At 39.8% G+C, this 16,615-nt stretch carries 14 protein-coding genes; 6 read left to right on the top strand and 8 right to left on the bottom strand.

Annotated elements, in window-relative coordinates:
* The first annotated feature begins 1 nt into the window (after nucleotide 1).
* Complete coding sequence (gene uvrB / locus KO525_RS17200) at nucleotides 2–2,026, top strand: excinuclease ABC subunit UvrB (protein ID WP_215965067.1); 2,025 nt, start codon at nucleotides 2–4, stop codon at nucleotides 2,024–2,026.
* Between the two features lie 243 nt (nucleotides 2,027–2,269).
* On the opposite strand, the gene KO525_RS17195 is transcribed toward uvrB, so the two are convergent.
* Together KO525_RS17195 and KO525_RS17190 are read right to left on the bottom strand one after the other, a co-directional pair.
* On the bottom strand, nucleotides 2,270–2,494 hold the full coding sequence (locus KO525_RS17195) for a hypothetical protein (protein ID WP_215965066.1): 225 nt from the start codon (nucleotides 2,492–2,494) through the stop codon (nucleotides 2,270–2,272).
* A 179-nt stretch (nucleotides 2,495–2,673) separates the two neighbouring features.
* Nucleotides 2,674–4,332 (bottom strand): AMP-binding protein, encoded by a 1,659-nt coding sequence (locus KO525_RS17190; RefSeq protein ID WP_215965065.1) that lies wholly within the window; start codon nucleotides 4,330–4,332, stop codon nucleotides 2,674–2,676.
* 62 nt (nucleotides 4,333–4,394) lie between these two features.
* On the opposite strand from KO525_RS17190, the gene KO525_RS17185 reads away from it, so the two are divergent.
* Nucleotides 4,395–4,907 (top strand): hypothetical protein, encoded by a 513-nt coding sequence (locus tag KO525_RS17185; RefSeq protein ID WP_215965064.1) that lies wholly within the window; start codon nucleotides 4,395–4,397, stop codon nucleotides 4,905–4,907.
* 84 nt (nucleotides 4,908–4,991) lie between these two features.
* Here the strand turns inward: KO525_RS17185 and metG are convergent, their stop codons facing one another.
* Nucleotides 4,992–7,013 (bottom strand): methionine--tRNA ligase, encoded by a 2,022-nt coding sequence (gene metG, locus KO525_RS17180; RefSeq protein WP_215965063.1) that lies wholly within the window; start codon nucleotides 7,011–7,013, stop codon nucleotides 4,992–4,994.
* 148 nt (nucleotides 7,014–7,161) lie between these two features.
* Here metG and KO525_RS17175 point away from each other — a divergent pair, with 148 nt between their 5' ends.
* The 3 genes from KO525_RS17175 (at nucleotide 7,162) to KO525_RS17165 (ending at nucleotide 11,507) form a co-directional block, all read left to right on the top strand.
* Entirely contained in the window at nucleotides 7,162–8,202 is a 1,041-nt protein-coding gene (locus KO525_RS17175; protein WP_215965062.1) for an Mrp/NBP35 family ATP-binding protein, read from the top strand.
* Between the two features lie 27 nt (nucleotides 8,203–8,229).
* A complete protein-coding gene (dcd, locus tag KO525_RS17170) occupies nucleotides 8,230–8,826 on the top strand; it encodes a dCTP deaminase (protein WP_215965061.1) in 597 nt (198 codons plus the stop codon).
* Between the two features lie 143 nt (nucleotides 8,827–8,969).
* On the top strand, nucleotides 8,970–11,507 hold the full coding sequence (locus tag KO525_RS17165) for an EAL domain-containing protein (protein WP_215965060.1): 2,538 nt from the start codon (nucleotides 8,970–8,972) through the stop codon (nucleotides 11,505–11,507).
* 95 nt (nucleotides 11,508–11,602) lie between these two features.
* Here the strand turns inward: KO525_RS17165 and KO525_RS17160 are convergent, their stop codons facing one another.
* From KO525_RS17160 to KO525_RS17140, 5 genes are all read right to left on the bottom strand, one after another.
* Nucleotides 11,603–12,316, bottom strand: a complete 714-nt coding sequence (locus KO525_RS17160) for a DUF445 domain-containing protein (RefSeq protein ID WP_215965059.1) — start codon at nucleotides 12,314–12,316, stop codon at nucleotides 11,603–11,605.
* A gap of 69 nt (nucleotides 12,317–12,385) precedes the next feature.
* Nucleotides 12,386–12,847 (bottom strand): YebG family protein, encoded by a 462-nt coding sequence (locus tag KO525_RS17155; protein ID WP_215965058.1) that lies wholly within the window; start codon nucleotides 12,845–12,847, stop codon nucleotides 12,386–12,388.
* Nucleotides 12,848–13,007: 160 nt separating this feature from the next.
* Complete coding sequence (gene serA / locus KO525_RS17150) at nucleotides 13,008–14,237, bottom strand: phosphoglycerate dehydrogenase (protein WP_215965057.1); 1,230 nt, start codon at nucleotides 14,235–14,237, stop codon at nucleotides 13,008–13,010.
* Nucleotides 14,238–14,408: 171 nt separating this feature from the next.
* Complete coding sequence (gene rpiA / locus KO525_RS17145; RefSeq protein WP_215965056.1) at nucleotides 14,409–15,065, bottom strand: ribose-5-phosphate isomerase RpiA; 657 nt, start codon at nucleotides 15,063–15,065, stop codon at nucleotides 14,409–14,411.
* 68 nt (nucleotides 15,066–15,133) lie between these two features.
* The gene (locus KO525_RS17140; RefSeq protein WP_215965055.1) at nucleotides 15,134–15,748 is read right to left on the bottom strand and encodes a 5-formyltetrahydrofolate cyclo-ligase; all 615 of its coding nucleotides are present in this window, start codon (nucleotides 15,746–15,748) and stop codon (nucleotides 15,134–15,136) included.
* Nucleotides 15,749–15,844: 96 nt separating this feature from the next.
* On the opposite strand from KO525_RS17140, the gene KO525_RS17135 reads away from it, so the two are divergent.
* Nucleotides 15,845–16,612: a class II glutamine amidotransferase gene (locus KO525_RS17135; protein WP_215965054.1), complete on the top strand. Its 768-nt coding sequence runs from the start codon at nucleotides 15,845–15,847 to the stop codon at nucleotides 16,610–16,612.
* Nucleotides 16,613–16,615: the final 3 nt, after the last annotated feature.

Genomic DNA, 16,615 nt, shown 5'->3' with positions numbered 1-16,615 from the left:
TATGTTAGAGAAACAATCAAAACCATTTGAATTACATAGTGAATATAAACCAGATGGAGACCAACCAACGGCAATTAAAAAGCTAGTTGAGGGGCTTAATGACGGTTTAGCTTATCAAACCCTACTTGGTGCAACGGGGACCGGCAAGACATTTACCATGGCGAATGTCATCTCACAGGTTTCTCGTCCAACGTTAATAATGGCCCACAATAAAACATTGGCAGCCCAGTTGTACGGTGAGATGAAAGAGTTTTTCCCAAATAATTCAGTTGAGTATTTTGTTTCCTATTATGACTATTACCAACCAGAGGCTTATGTTGCCTCTACGGACACCTTCATTGAGAAAGATGCAACGATAAACGAACATATCGAACAGATGCGTTTGTCCGCCACAAAGGCGCTGATGGAGCGTAGCGACGTAATTATCATTGCGTCGGTATCTGCAATATACGGTCTGGGTGATCCCGAGTCGTATATGAAAATGTTATTGCATCTCAAAGTTGGGGATATGGTTGACCAGCGTCAAATCTTACGTCGGTTGGCAGAACTGCAATATAAACGTAATGACATCGATTTCCAGCGAGGTTGTTATCGTGTTCGCGGCGATGTTATTGATATTTATCCTGCTGATTCAGATAAGTTTGCCGTGCGGGTTGAATTGTTTGATGAAGAAATCGAGAAACTGACCTGGTTTGATCCTCTCACCGGTGCCGTTGAGAAAAAGATCACAAGGGCGACTATTTTCCCTAAAACTCACTATGTTACACCACGAGCTAAAATTTTAGCCGCGGTTGAAGAAATCAAAGTTGAATTACAGAGCCGTAAAAAGCAACTTCGAGAGTCCCACAAACTGGTGGAAGAACAGCGACTAAGTCAACGGACATTATTTGATATTGAGATGATGCAGGAATTAGGTTATTGCTCTGGCATCGAAAACTACTCTCGTTATTTGTCAACTCGAAACCCAGGTGAAGCGCCTCCGACGCTCATTGATTATTTCCCATCAGATGGCCTACTAATTATTGATGAATCCCATGTTACCGTGTCACAAGTTGGCGCTATGTACAAAGGAGACCGTTCAAGAAAAGAAAATTTGGTTGAATTTGGTTTCAGGTTGCCATCAGCATTAGATAATAGACCACTCAAATTTGATGAATTTGAGCGTTTAGTGCCGCAAACGATATATGTTTCAGCGACCCCAGGTAACTATGAAATTGAAAAGTCCGATGGCGAAGTAGCCGAGCAGGTAGTTCGCCCGACAGGCTTATTAGACCCAATTATCGAAGTGCGTCCGGTCGGTACTCAGGTCGATGATTTAATGTCTGAGATTGGTATTAGAGTTGAAAAAAATGAACGTGTACTGGTAACGACATTAACTAAACGTATGGCTGAAGATCTGACTGATTACTTAGCTGATCACGGCATCCGTGTTCGTTACTTGCATTCGGACATAGATACTGTTGAACGTATCGAAATTATTCGAGATCTGCGGGCGGGTCACTTTGATGTATTAGTTGGTATTAACTTACTCCGAGAGGGCCTAGATATGCCTGAGGTTTCTTTGGTTGCAATACTAGATGCCGACAAAGAAGGCTTTTTACGCTCGGAACGATCTCTTATCCAAACCATTGGTCGCGCCGCGCGGAACGTCAATGGTAAAGCAATTTTGTACGGTGATCGGATCACAAAATCAATGCGTAAAGCGATTGATGAAACAGACCGCCGTCGTGAAAAGCAACATGCGCATAATGTAAAACATGGGATCACTCCTCGGGGTGTTATCAAAAAGATTGGTGACATCATGGATCTTGGCGAAGGAAAAGCGCCGAATAATGCGGCGATGAAAATTTTGGTTAAAGAAGGTTTGGTTGATTACCGTACGAAATCTCCAAAAGAAATTGCCAAAGAAATTAAAACACTAGAGGCGCAAATGTTAGAACACGCTAAAAACCTAGAGTTTGAAAAAGCGGGTGAGTTGCGTGATCAGGTGAAACGACTTCACGAGCAATTAATTAAAAATTCATAGAAGATCATAACTTGAATTGTCAGCCACTAAATTAGCTAACAAATGTTTAGCTCAACCTAGGCTGATGAGACTTTGAACTGCTACGTTCATTATAAGGAATGGGATTAATAAACTGAATTGCATAGTATGACATCTAATTGATATTTATAAAAAAGAGACGTCCTTGTCTATCAAATGTATGAAACTTAGGTATTCAAAGTAAATCAGATTAGCGCATTCTTTAGTCTGATTTACTGCATTTGGTTATTTGAGTAGTTGCTCGGTCATAGTGTTATTTCCCGCAAGTTCCAGAATTATACTAATCTTTCGTGCTGACGGCTTCGACAGTCGCTGAATTGCATTCAAAACCCGATCTTGTTGATCAAATGGCATATTAATGTCAGACATAAATTCTGCGAGCTCAAGGGATTTATGATGGCAAAAATATTCATTAATTGTAGCGGCTTGGCATTTCATTACGTTATTCATGGGATCCTCCGAATACATCAATGTCGCTATATGATCTTAGTTCAGAGGATTTGCTTCGTTAGATTATTTAAGATTAAAGGCGATGAAATTTTGAAGTTTGAATTTTAAACTCTGTTTTACAACAGTATTTTTATGAGAAAAGGTCCGGGTGTCGTGCCCGGACCTGATTTTATCGTACGTTAGGCGTTCAATTCATCTTCCCAAATGACTTGATTGCCTTTTAGTTCATCTACTTTTTCATTATACATTTCGTGGAGAACATGGCGTTTAATCTTAAGCGTTGGGGTTAAAATACCATTTTCTGGTGTCCAACTTTCTTTAACAACTACCATTGCCCCAATGCACTCATGGGACTCAAGTCTCTTATTAATACCTTTAAGCGTATTGGCTAATGCACTGCGAACTTGTTCTCTTGGCTGATGGCTCGCACCTTCAGACAATTGTACTAAGCAGACCGGTGCTGACATGCCAGAACCGACAACACAAAGCAGTTCAATGTGTGTATCCTGTGCTAACATTTTTTCAATAGGAACTGGTGATACAAACTTGCCTTTTGCGGTCTTGAAGTTATCTTTTACTCGGCCAATTAACTTCACTTCGCCTAATTCACCAATTTTAGCTAAATCGCCGGTGCGGAAAAAACCATCTTTATCAAATGCTTCTTTGGTTGCTTCTTCGTTTTTGTAGTACCCAGAAAATAGCCCAGGACTTTTAAATAGCAGCTCGTCCTCATCCGTGGTTTTAATTTCACAACCATCAAGTACCGGCCCGACACTTCCAATCATGCGTTCATTAAACGGAAAGTTACCTAAAGCGTAGATGCAATTTTCGGTCATTCCCCAAGCTTCACAAATGTTAATACCTACTTTTTGGTACCAACGAATAATAGCCGGTGAAATTGGAGCAGATCCCGACGCGGTTAGACGTGCATGTTCTAGCCCTAGACCTTTTTGGATTTTACTTCTTATTAAGCCACTAACAATCGGAATGGATAACAAGATGTTAAGTTTGGTATTGCCAATTTTGTCGATAATATTTTTTTGAAATAGGCTCCATAGTCGTGGAACACTAAAGAAAATAGTCGGTTTGGCATATTGCAGGTCACTAACAAAATGCTCGAGCGACTCGGTAAAATAGAGCGTCATATTCGAGTGATATGCTGCACCCTCAACAAGTACGCGTTCGGTAATATGGGCTAATGGCAAATAGGACAAAAATCGTTCTTTCTCATCAATGCCAAGTACTTTAACAATTTGCTGGTTTGCCCAACCGTATGCACTGTAATTTACCATTGCACCTTTTGGATTACCTGTGCTCCCAGACGTATAAATAATCGACATTAGGTCGTCAATATGGGGAACAAAATCCGGAATAGGGCTGCCAAAATTGTCTAATTGTGCCCAACTGTATTGGCACGGCATGGTTTTGTAACCCATATCTATGCGAATTATGTTTCCAGTAACGCCAGGTTCTGCGAGCTCCCATTTGTCAATTTTGCCAATAAAAACGGCCTTTGACTCAGAATGTTCTAAAACATATTGAACAGTTTCAGCGTTCGCTGAAGGGTAGATTGGAACACTGACCATCCCGGCTCTCATTATAGCAAGGTCGGCAATAATCCATTCGGCACAGTTTTTTGCAAAAATAGCGACTTTATCTCCACGTTTTAGTCCAAGTTGGAATAAACTTGAAGAAACATGATCTACTTTTGCCTTTATTTGCGACCATGTATGCGTTTGATAGGTGCGATCGACAGGCTGCTCTAAGAATATTTTATCTGGAGTGGTTTCTGACCAATGGTTTAACCAATGTACTGGTGTAAACTGAGATGAGTCCATCTTCATTCCCTTTATGATTGAGTACGATTACTAATTATTATTATTGGATGTTCAAACTCATTATGAATAAAAATAACGAGTTAAGCCAATTTTTAAGACCAATTATTTTCATTATCATTACATTGAATAGTTGGTCGACAAATGCAGCTCAAAACCAACACGTCGCATTGTGGTTAGGTTTGGATACTTATCATGTAGATAGGACAAACGATAACGCGACTAATGAAAACAATAAAATTACATCTATTTTTTATAATAGGTGGTTTATAAGCACATTTATTAATAGTTACAACAAGCGTAGTTATTTGTTGGGGTATCAAATTTGGTATAACCAAATGCCATTTTTTGACTCCAATATTGAGATTAGTTATGGCGTGTCAATTGCTGCGGCGACGGGTTACGGTCGAAATTTGGCAACCAATATAGATGGTATTGTGACATTAGGAGTGAGTCCATTTGTTGGAGCTGAGTATGATGTTAACCAAGATTGGACAATTGGCGGGGATTTACTTTATATACCGACCGACAATGGCGGTGTTCTGACAAGTGGCCTTAAGCTGCGTTATCGGTTTTAGCGCTTGAGGCAGTTGGCTTGACAATTTGCAGTCTAATACAAAAAAGCCAGCACGACGGCTGGCTCTAATATTTATTTATACAAGCTACATAACTCGCATACCAGGCTGGGCGCCTTCGTGTGGTTCTAATATCCACAACTCTTTGCCACCAGGTCCGGCCGCTAAGATCATGCCTTCAGACATACCAAATCGCATTTTTCGTGGTTTCAGATTCGCCACGACAACGGTTAGTTTTCCTTCTAAATCTTCAGGCGAATAAGCAGCCTTAATACCAGATAGAATTTGGCGTGTCTCACCACCAATATCAAGTTGGAACTTCAGCAGTTTCTCTGCCCCTTCAACATGTTCCGCCTTTATAATTTTAGCGATACGAAGGTCAATTTTGGCAAAGTCGTCAAACTCAATTTCATCGGCAATTGGGTCATCTGCTAATGGTCCTGTTTTTACAGGTTGCGTTGCAGCTAAGCTTTCTTTTGAATCTTCAACCATTGCAGCAACTTTGTCCATGTCGACACGTTGCATTAAAGCTTTAAATTTGTTGATTTCGTGGCTAACAAGTGGTGCGTCTACGCCGTCAAAAGTAAGCTCGTTATTCAAGAATGTTTCAACTTCTTTCGCCATCGCTGGTAATACCGGTTTAAGATAGATCATTAAAATTCTAAATAGATTAATTCCCATAGAACAAACATCTTGTGTTTGTTGCTGCAGGTTTTCATCTTTAACGGTTACCCATGGTGCCTTTTCGTCAATGTATTTATTGGCTTTATCTGCCAACGACATGATTTCGCGGATTGCTTTTGCAAATTCGCGGTTTTCATAGTTTGCTGTAATAGATTCTTTGGCTTGTTGGAACTCAAGCAATAATTCTGGGCTGTCGATAGTGGCCGACAACTGGCCTTCAAAGCGTTTTTTAATAAAGCCGGCACATCGACTTGCGATGTTAACTACTTTACCTATTAAGTCTGAATTCACTTTCTGGCCAAAGTCGTCAAGATTAAGATCTAGGTCGGTGATCCCGCTATTGAGTTTCGCCGCAAAATAATAGCGAAGATATTCTGGATTGAGGTGGTCTAGGTACGTTCTTGCTTTAATAAACGTGCCACGAGATTTAGACATTTTTTCGCCATTAACCGTAACAAACCCATGGGCAAATACATTAGTCGGTTTGCGGAAGTTTGCGCCTTCTAACATAGCAGGCCAAAATAGGCTGTGGAAATAGATGATGTCTTTACCTATAAAATGGTATAGCTCAGCCTCTGAATCCGCTTGCCAAAACTCATCAAAATTTACATTGTTATTATCACAATAATTTTTGAAACTGGCCATGTAACCGATTGGTGCGTCAAGCCAGACATAAAAATATTTGCCCGGCGCATTTGGAATTTCAAATCCAAAATATGGCGCGTCGCGGCTGATGTCCCACTGTTGTAGTCCTTGCTCAAACCACTCTTCTAATTTGTTTGCCATTTCGGCTTGAATGCTGCCGCTGTGCAACCATTCTTTTAACATAGGCTCAAATTTTGGCAGGTCAAAAAAGTAATGTTCAGAATCTTTCAGTACAGGTGTTGCACCAGAAATAGCCGACTTAGGATTTTTTAAATCTACTGGACCGTATGTAGCGCCGCACTTGTCACAGTTATCACCATTTTGATCTGGTGAATCACATTTAGGACAAGTTCCAGTTACAAAACGGTCTGGCAAAAACATTTCTTTTTCAGGATCAAACAGCTGACTAATCGAACGACGAGCGATATAACCCGCATCGTTTAGTTTGTTATAAATTAATGAAGCAAGCTCGCGGTTTTCATCGCTATGCGTACTATGATAATTGTCAAACTCGATATGGAAGTCGGCAAAGTCTTGAATTCGTTCTTTTCGAACTTCAGCAACCATATCTTCAGGAGCTATGCCCTGTTGTTGTGCCCTTAACATAATAGGTGTGCCGTGCGCATCATCGGCACAAACGTAATAACATTCGTTACCCTGTGCTTTTTGGAAACGGTACCAAATATCGGTTTGCACATATTCCATCAAATGGCCTAAGTGCAAAGAACCATTTGCGTATGGTAATGCACTCGTAATAAGGATTTTGCGAGTCGCTGTCATAATGTTGAAAAAACCTTTAGTGGCCTGTGGTCAGGCGGACTTAATAAGTAGAAAAAAGATAGTGCAGTTAACACTACTAATCAAAGCCGTGATGTTACATAATTTAGCCTCAATATGCACCCATCTATACACCTAGAAATTGAATAAAATGAATCTAACTAAACTATTTACCGGTAAAGATCTCTCTGAACAAAAAAATCAGATACGAGATAGACTCAAATCAGTTAACAACAAATGGTTTCCTAAGGGGATTTTTGGTCAGATCGAAATTGAGCAAAAAGGCAAAAGATTAGTCGTGTCATTGCCTTTCGAATCTGCAACAGTATCAACATTTTTGGCAGAGTACGTAAACGATATTTATCCCCATGTTGAATATGTCTACAAGCCAACGGTAGGAAATCATTCAAACGTCAGCGGCGTTAAAAGTATCGTCGCGGTTGCGTCTGGTAAAGGCGGAGTGGGTAAATCAACGGTTACAACAAATTTAGCTGTAACCTTGGCCAAATTAGGCCACAAAGTCGGTGTGCTTGACGCGGATATTTATGGGCCATCGATGCCAATGATGTTTGGTTTGGAAGGGGAATCGGTTACCACGAAAGATGAAAAAACGATGGAACCACATGTTAAGTTTGACGTCGCGCTCAATTCTATAGGTTTTCTTATTCCAAAAGACAAAGCGGCAATCTGGCGAGGACCGATGGCATCACGCGCTTTGATGCAGGTCGTCAACGAGACTAATTGGCCTGAGTTAGATATCTTATTAGTTGATATGCCGCCGGGAACTGGTGATATACAACTGACGATGTCAGAAAACGTTAAGTGTGACGGAGCATTAATCGTCACAACACCACAAAATGTGGCGTTGGCTGACGCTGAAAAAGGCATTGAGATGTTTCAAAAAGTTGCTACTCCGGTGCTTGGCGTTGTCGAAAATATGAGTCAATTTGTTTGTGATAATTGTGGCCATATCCATCATCTTTTTGGTACAGGTGGTGGCGAAAAGTGTGCGTCTAATCATAACGTCCCTTTGTTAGCTGAATTGCCGTTAAATCCATTAGTACGTAGTTCTGGCGATTCAGGTGTACCGTTTGTAATGTCAGAAAATGAAGATAAAGAGTACCAGCAATTGGCATTTTCACTTATGATGCAACTGTCTAAACAGACTCAACAAATTATTACGCTGGCGTAACAGCCAATACCCAATAGGAAAAAACTCATGCGTCTTTGCGATACCGACATAATCAATCATTTAAACGAGGGGCTTATTGCCATTTCGCCTAGACCTTCGGACGATTATATCACCGGGGTTACTGTCGATTTAACGTTAGGAAATCGCTTTCGTGTATTCCAAGATCATGCCGCGCCTTACATTGATTTAAGTGGTCCGAAAGCTGAGACTGAAAAAGCGCTTGAATCGATAATGAGTGACGAAATTATTATTAGTGAGGAAAAAGCGTTTTTTCTTCACCCTGGACAACTTGCATTAGCGATGACACATGAATCTATCACGATACCAGACAACCTTGTTGGTTGGTTAGATGGCCGTTCTTCATTAGCCCGTTTAGGATTAATGGTGCACGTAACGGCTCACCGCATAGATCCAGGCTGGTCAGGTAATATCGTACTAGAATTCTACAATTCAGGTAAATTGCCATTGGCATTAAAGCCGCATATGAAGATTGGCGCACTTAGCTTTGAAACCTTATCAGGACCTGCGGCTAACCCGTATCGTTCGCGAATAGATGCAAAATACAAAGACCAGGACGGAGCAATTGCGAGTCGTATTGACCGAGACGAAAAGTCTTTAGGATAAACGCCAAGTGCATTTCTAAAAATCGAAGTGAAATCAAAGCTTTGATTTTTAGAAAAAATCATTTCAATTATTTTTAACTGTTCTAAACTGTAACTATTAAACGTGTTGAAATTGATGCTTGCGAGAGGCAAACGGAGTTGACTTTGGTCATAAAACGATTGGAAAGATACAAAGGTGGATATTTACTCGCAGCCTTAATATTTTTATTAACATTAAGTTCAAGCTTTGCTAACGACATAGTCGCAATCGACGGCACGGATCTTAGTAATAGCATTGATATATTATACGTTGATGACTCCACAAGTCCTTTAAACATTGAACAAATTCAGAGACTCCCTGTAGGGATGTTTGCTGATAGTAAAGTTCATATGCATAAACCACAGTCGCTCGATTTTTCCGTATGGTACCGATTGAGCCTCAACGACTTTGCCGCACCAATTGACCAAGCCTTTGCCGTTACCGTCGATAACCCTACATTAGATACGATTTCATTTTATCTAATTGAAAATGGTAATGTAATTGATGAACGCCATCTTGGAGATAAGTCCACTAACGACTTAACTCTTGATTATGTCGTCCCTCAAATTAACATCTTTAAACTATTCGATGGTACTAAATCAATATACATCCATGTTCAAACCAATGGTGCCAGTGCAAGTCCAATAATCATCGAGCCAATTAAAGATTCAATTTTTAGAAGTACCGCGCAATTTTTACTTTTGGGATCGTTTCTTGGCGTATCCTTGATCATGATCATCTATAACTTCTTTATGTTCAGAGGTATAGGCGATACGTCTTACATGAACTACATCGGTTATGTATTTTTTGCGTGTTTTACATTATCCCTAATAAACGGCTTTATTTTTTACATACTGCCTATCAGTATTGCCCAGTGGTTTAATCAGCATCTCATGATTTCGCATTTTTGTGGGTTAGCGTTTGCTATCCGATTTGCGATTTCCTTTTTGAGAATGGATAAGATTGAACCTTGGTTTATTAATTTAGGCCGAAAATTGTCGTCACTGATGTTTGTTTTTGCCGCAAGTGGTTTTGTTTTTACTGAAGCCACATTAACACCTTATTATTTTGCTGCAGTGGCGAGTGTTTATTGCTATGCCGTCATTTTGATAATGAATTGCGTCAAAAGTAAAATGTTGTGGGTTAAATATTATATTGCGAGTTGGCTTCCTTTATTTGTGGGAGTAGGGGTTGGCGTTGCAGCCTTTAATGGTGGTGTACCGTACAACTTTGTCACGCGAAATGGCGCTGTTTTAGGGGTATTAGCTGAAATATGCATTATGTCTGTGGCATTGATGGACAGATTCCGTGCTAATGAAATTGATAAGGAGTACCGGATGCATCACGACGGTGTGACCGGATTGCCTAATTCGTTGGCATTGGAGAAAGCCTTGAAAAAGCTAGTTGATGCCCGCATTCCATTCAGTCTTGCTGTGTTTGAAGTACCTCAAGCAAAAGAAATCATTCCTGCTTTAGGGATAGAAAGTGCAAATACGTTTTTTAAAACTTTATTTAAAAATGTTGCCGATTACGCAAAAGGTTTTAGCACCACACATTTTTTTGATGAAGTCGATAGCCAAACAGAGCAATACAATATCGCTCGAATTTCAGATTCTAACTTTGCAATTCTCTTTATGGGAGAGTTAGATGATGAGGCACTTAACTACAACTTTTTGACGATACAAGAAGGGGTTTCTTCTTTAATTGAAATAAATGGCGTTTCACTATCAGTCAGCTGCGTTGCCGGTATGGTGAATTACCCTACCGATATTAAAGAAAGAGATAAATTACTAATTTCCGCCTATCAGGCGATTCGTGCGACAAAAAACAATGACTTGAGTTGGGTTAAGTTTGATCAATCTCGGTCTGATGATATGCACAAAAGATTCGCGTTAGCTGCGGAATTACAGAAAGCGATAGAAGATGACGATTTAGAATTATACCACCAACCACAGATCCATATTGCCACTGGAGACGTTGTAGGTAGTGAATTGTTATTACGTTGGATGCACCCTGAAATGGGCTTTATCCCACCAGATTATATTATCGATATTGCAGAAGAAACCGGTGTTATTCATCAAGTGACTGAATGGGTAATTGAGCGTGGGTTATCTCAGCATAGTAAACTGCTGAAATTAGGATTTGAACACACAGTATCGATTAATATTTCGGGTAAAGATTTAAATGATAATAGTCTCGTCGCGCATATTTTAACAACAGTCAGTCGTTTTAGTATCCCACCGGCATCAATCATTTTTGAATTAACCGAATCAGCGACAGCAGAAGATCCTAAATTAGCCAAACGTATTCTGACCGATTTATACGAACAAGGATTTAAAATTGCTATCGATGACTTCGGTACAGGTTATTCGAGCCTAGACTATTTGTCGCAGTTACCATTCCATGAATTAAAAATTGATAAATGTTTTATGAATATTGATGTGTCGGAGCGGAACCAAACAATAACTGAAATGACAATTACGTTAGCAAGCCGACTGAAAGTCAAAGCTGTTGCAGAAGGTATTGAGACAGAAGTTGTCGCAAATATGCTTAAAGACTATGAAGGACTCATTGGCCAAGGGTATTTCTACTCAAAACCAATGCCATTTATTGAATATATGCGATGGTTGCAAGAGTCAAATCGACTAGATTTACGTCGTTAGTCCAAACCATAATGAAGAACGATAGGTAAACGCCAGCAACGAGACTATATTAGCTTTTAGGCTACTAATATGAGGTTGCTGGTTTTAGCCGGTATTTAAATACCGGCTAAGTGCGCACCAAAGCCTATTAAGCCGCCAAAAACACCACCCCACACGACCAACCAACCTAAATGTGTACGGATCATATCTTGGATGATTGTTTTCACCATTTGCGGCGTTAATTCATCAAGACGTTGGCTGACAACGGCATCTACCTTTTGTTTTATATCTGACATGTGCTGCGGATCAGATAGGTTAGTTAACAGCTTTTGTTGAAAATCATCTGTTTGACTAATTTCTACTATTGATGTTTTTAAGTTTTCGACAAATGGTTCACGCATTGGTGCTAGCGCTTCTACACCACCAAGCATACCTAACATGCTGCCAAATGAACTGTTTTGAATTGTAACAATGAGAGAGTCAAAAGCGGGGGATAGGTCAACATCTTCGATGATCGGCTTTAGATCAAAACCAGCTGGTTGTGGAGAGGTATTTTGCTCAGACATAAACTTAGATAAGTTTTCTTCTGTAAAAAACTGCTCCATTATTAATGTTTGGATACCGTTTTTAAACTGTTTAAACTTAACTTGCACAACACCAGAGCCATATAGCCCCGGTATTTTTTCAAATAACATATGTACAGCTAGCCAGTTAGTAACTGCACCAGACAAAGCGAATAGCGCGGTAATAAATAGCCATTCAATAGAAAATTGCCATCCAAGTAAACAGGCGACAAATGCAATTAGGTTTGTTAAAAGACTTTTATTCAAGGTTAAACTCCACAAGAGACGCGTTAAACTAAATTAATTGGCTCTTTATGGAGTTAAATCAATTAAATATCAAGCAGCTTCGTCTTTTTCTATAACAAAATCGACAAGTTTGTCGTCGCTGTCTGTTTCAGCAACCGACTTGCTTTGTTTATTTTTACTGTCTTTTTTAACGATTAAAGTGTCAGACAAACTCTGATTACTGATCTGCTCTTCGTCTAGTAAATCTGCCTGATTTTTATCAGTGGCTTTCGCCTTTACTGATTTTTCACTTTTTTTTGGCACTGGTTTTTTCTTCGCTTGAAGGGCTATAAGAACCTCTTCGCGCTCTTTGGCAAGAAAAATACTGAGTTCTTCACATTGTTCTTCAGACAAGGTTACGTCTGAATTATGCAGAAGTTCAAACATGCCGTCTGCCATATCTAACATTTTGTCGTAATCGTCAGCGGCACGCTTGTCGGTAAATGTCATTACTTCTTGCTCCTCATTTTGTCTAGTCGTACGGATCACAACATATTGGGTTGCAACAGCCATAGTAAACTCCTGATGTAGATTATTTAAACAAAAGACTGTTTAAATATACAGTAAATACTACTGGTGTAAAGCACCACTTGAAAATTTTTACAAATAAAAAAGCCGAGTTAAAAAACTCGGCTTAATTTTATCGTCATTTTTGTATGGCGAGAGCGAATGCTTAGTGAAGTATACGAGCTTTAACTGTACCTTCGATGGCTTTTAGTTCTTTAAGAGCCACTTTACGATCATCGGCGTCAATGTCGATAACAACATAACCTAGAGTATCGTCAGTTTGTAAATACTGAGCCGCGATATTGATATTGTGTTTAGCAAATGCTTCATTTATCTTTGTTAAAACACCAGGTTGGTTTTTATGAAGATGCAACAGGCGGCTTCGACCCGTATGTTCAGGTAAGGATACTTCAGGGAAGTTTACCGCGCTAAGGGTTGAACCATTGTCTGAATATTTTGCCATTTTTCCTGCGACTTCGATGCCAATGTTTTCCTGGGCTTCTTGAGTTGATCCCCCAACATGTGGCGTTAAGATAACATTGTCTAATCCACGAAGTGGTGAGACAAACTCTTCATCATTTGATTTTGGTTCAACAGGGAATACGTCTATTGCTGCACCAGATAATTTTTTGCTTTTGATAGCTTCAGCCAATGCGTCAATATCAACAACTGTTCCACGAGATGCGTTAATGAAAATAGCGCCTTGTTTCATTTGTTCGAATTCTGCAGCACCAAACATGTTTTGGGTTTGCACAGTTTCAGGAACATGAAGTGAAATGACATCAGACGTATTTAGCAATTCTTGCATTGATGCGACTTGCGAAGAGTTACCAAGACTTAACTTAGTTTCAATATCAAAATATTGGACTTTCATACCAATATTTTCAGCCATAATACCGAGCTGAGTACCAATGTGACCGTAACCAACGATACCAAGTGTTTTACCACGAGCTTCAAATGAGCCAACAGCAGACTTATTCCATTCTCCACGGTGCGCTTTAGCACTTTTTTCTGGAACGCCACGGATAAGTAAAAGAATTTCACCTAAAACTAACTCGGCAACCGAACGGGTATTAGAGAAGGGCGCGTTAAAAACCACGATGCCTTTTTCTTTAGCCGCTTTTAAGTCAACCTGATTTGTACCAATACAAAAACATCCAACAGAGACTAGTTTCTTAGCGTGAGCAAATACATTTTTAGTCAATTGTGTGCGAGAACGAATACCAATGAAATGAACGTCTTTGATCTTCTCGATCAACTCATCCTCTGGAAGAGACGTTTTAAGGGATTCAATATTGTTGTAGCCCTGTGCTTTAAGTGTATCTACTGAACTTTGGTGTAAACCTTCAAGTAGTAATATCTTAATTTTATCTTTGGCTAGTGATACGTTGCTCATTCTTTTATTTGTCCCCACGGTGAAGAAATTGACTTAATTTAGAATTAATACTCTATTTTGCGTCTTTAATAAAGTAATTTATTGGTATAAATTAGAAATTCTAATGCGTATTTCAAAATAATTTACACCTTTAAACAACTTTAGTTAAAGACGAATTAGCGATAGCAAATATTAGGATAGAATTTCGACGCCATCGGGATTACCAACGATCACGACATCAGCGCAGCGATGGGCAAACAATCCATTGGTCACAACACCGACGATATTATTCAATTGTTCTTCAAGTTTTCTTGGTTGCGCTATTTTCATGTTGAAGACATCTAAGATCACATTGCCGTTGTCGGTAACAACACCGTCACGATAAACCGGGTCACCACCAAGTTTGACAATCTCACGGGCAACGTAGCTGCGAGCCATTGGAATGACTTCAATTGGTAGAGGAAACTCGCCAAGAAATCGAACCTGTTTTGTGTTGTCTACGATACAAACAAATTTTCGAGCAACGGCTGCGACAATTTTTTCACGAGTTAAGGCAGCGCCGCCCCCTTTTATCATAGCCTTATCAGAATTGATCTCATCCGCACCGTCGACGTACACATCTATATAGGAAACTTCATTTAAGTCGAAAACTTCGATTCCATAATCCTTTAACTTTTTAGTGGATGCATCTGAACTTGAAATGGCACCAGTAATTTTGTTCTTAATAGTGGCTAAGGCGTCGATAAAGTGATTTACAGTGGAGCCTGTGCCAACGCCGACAATCGTATCAGGTTCAATAAAATCGAGGGCTGCATAAGCCGCGGCTTTTTTTAATTCATCTTGTGTCATTTTTGTTCCAGATTGTAGGCTGTTAATGAGCTTTCATTGTGGGCTTATTATGTACTAAGTAAAGCGTATTATAACGGTAGCTCGAATAACTTTTCACCGTGTTTTGTGATTAATTTTTGGCTTGGCGTTAAAATGATATGCAAAGGTATGTCCCAGACTTCAACAGGAAGCCTATCAACTTGCTGGCAATCATGCGCGAGGCCTATAAGAACTGGCTTGTGTGGTGCGACGGCGCTTAATGTTCGGTCATAATAACCGCCACCCATGCCGAGTCTATTGCCCTGTGAGTCAAATCCAACGAGTGGCATAAAGATGATATCAATCGTCGTGATATCGACAATTTCAGCTGGGTCATATTTAGGTTCAGGAATGCCGTATTGATTTAGGGGTAATTTTGTATCTTGTTCATAACGCTGGAAAATGAGATGACCTTTATTGTTTGGGTCTATGACCGGTAATAACACATGTTTATTGTGTTGCCATAAATGTTTAATCGCTAAGGTTGGATCAATTTCGCCATCGTTTGGTAAGTAAAGTGCAACAACTTGGGTGTTTTTGGACAAGCTGTTACAGGCCAAAGCTAAGGCTTCACTGGCCTGTTGCTGAGCGTTAGGCGATAACGATTGCCTTAGTGCCCTAAATCTTGCTCTGAGCGTTGTACGAATTGATTTAGTGTCTGTCATGATTCTCGCTTTTAATCTGACGGAATTACTTTTAGGATGAGAGTTATAACGAAGAACGATATCATCTGCAATCACTTAGGTAGAGATTAAAATATTATGTGCGAATTATTAGGGATGTCGGCAAACGTGCCAACTGACATTGTATTTAGTTTTACAGGACTCGTGCAAAGAGGCGGTAAGACAGGACCTCATACCGACGGCTGGGGGATTACTTTCTACGAAGGAAAAGGGTGTCGAACATTTAAAGACCCAAGGCCCAGCGCTGAATCAAAAATTGCTAACTTGGTTATGGATTACCCAATAAAAAGTTGTTCGGTTATTTCCCATATAAGACAAGCAAATAGAGGCGGGATAAAGTTAGAAAATACCCATCCTTTTATTCGCGAATTTTGGGGGAGGCATATTACTTTTGCGCACAATGGCCAGTTGTCGAGGTATAAAAAACTCAGCTTGTCCCAGTTTCATCCTGTGGGGGATACTGACAGTGAGTTTGCATTTTGCTGGATAATGGATCAGTTAAAGGCTCGATACAAAACAAAACCGAGAAATTGGCAAAGTGTATTTAAATATATCGCTGGGTTATGTAAGCAGTTGAATCAGTACGGTGTTTTCAACGCATTGATTTCTGATGGCGAGCATTTATTGGCGTATTGTAGCAATAATTTGAGTTGGATTACCCGTCGTGCGCCATTTGGTGAGGCGAATCTGATCGACACAGAGTTTAATGTCAACTTTAACGAAGTCACAACTGAAAATGATATTGTAACTGTAATCGCAACGAGGCCACTAACCGACAATGAATGTTGGACAAAGTTAGCCCCAGAAGAATACGTATTATTTAAACTAGGTGTTCAAATACATTAGCTT

It is taken from the genome of Psychrosphaera sp. B3R10, from assembly GCF_018861025.1.
In the GTDB taxonomy this organism is placed as follows: domain Bacteria; phylum Pseudomonadota; class Gammaproteobacteria; order Enterobacterales; family Alteromonadaceae; genus Psychrosphaera; species Psychrosphaera algicola.
This window is presented reverse-complemented; position numbering and strand designations above follow the sequence as displayed.

What these genes read in the sequence shown, in the direction of transcription:
- uvrB (WP_215965067.1), top strand. Translation starts at nt 2, where the DNA reads ATGTTAGAGAAACAATCAAAACCATTTGAATTACATAGTGAATATAAA.
- KO525_RS17195 (WP_215965066.1), bottom strand. Translation starts at nt 2,494, where the DNA reads ATGAATAACGTAATGAAATGCCAAGCCGCTACAATTAATGAATATTTT.
- KO525_RS17190 (WP_215965065.1), bottom strand. Translation starts at nt 4,332, where the DNA reads ATGGACTCATCTCAGTTTACACCAGTACATTGGTTAAACCATTGGTCA.
- KO525_RS17185 (WP_215965064.1), top strand. Translation starts at nt 4,395, where the DNA reads ATGAATAAAAATAACGAGTTAAGCCAATTTTTAAGACCAATTATTTTC.
- metG (WP_215965063.1), bottom strand. Translation starts at nt 7,013, where the DNA reads ATGACAGCGACTCGCAAAATCCTTATTACGAGTGCATTACCATACGCA.
- KO525_RS17175 (WP_215965062.1), top strand. Translation starts at nt 7,162, where the DNA reads ATGAATCTAACTAAACTATTTACCGGTAAAGATCTCTCTGAACAAAAA.
- dcd (WP_215965061.1), top strand. Translation starts at nt 8,230, where the DNA reads ATGCGTCTTTGCGATACCGACATAATCAATCATTTAAACGAGGGGCTT.
- KO525_RS17155 (WP_215965058.1), bottom strand. Translation starts at nt 12,847, where the DNA reads ATGGCTGTTGCAACCCAATATGTTGTGATCCGTACGACTAGACAAAAT.
- serA (WP_215965057.1), bottom strand. Translation starts at nt 14,237, where the DNA reads ATGAGCAACGTATCACTAGCCAAAGATAAAATTAAGATATTACTACTT.
- rpiA (WP_215965056.1), bottom strand. Translation starts at nt 15,065, where the DNA reads ATGACACAAGATGAATTAAAAAAAGCCGCGGCTTATGCAGCCCTCGAT.
- KO525_RS17140 (WP_215965055.1), bottom strand. Translation starts at nt 15,748, where the DNA reads ATGACAGACACTAAATCAATTCGTACAACGCTCAGAGCAAGATTTAGG.
- KO525_RS17135 (WP_215965054.1), top strand. Translation starts at nt 15,845, where the DNA reads ATGTGCGAATTATTAGGGATGTCGGCAAACGTGCCAACTGACATTGTA.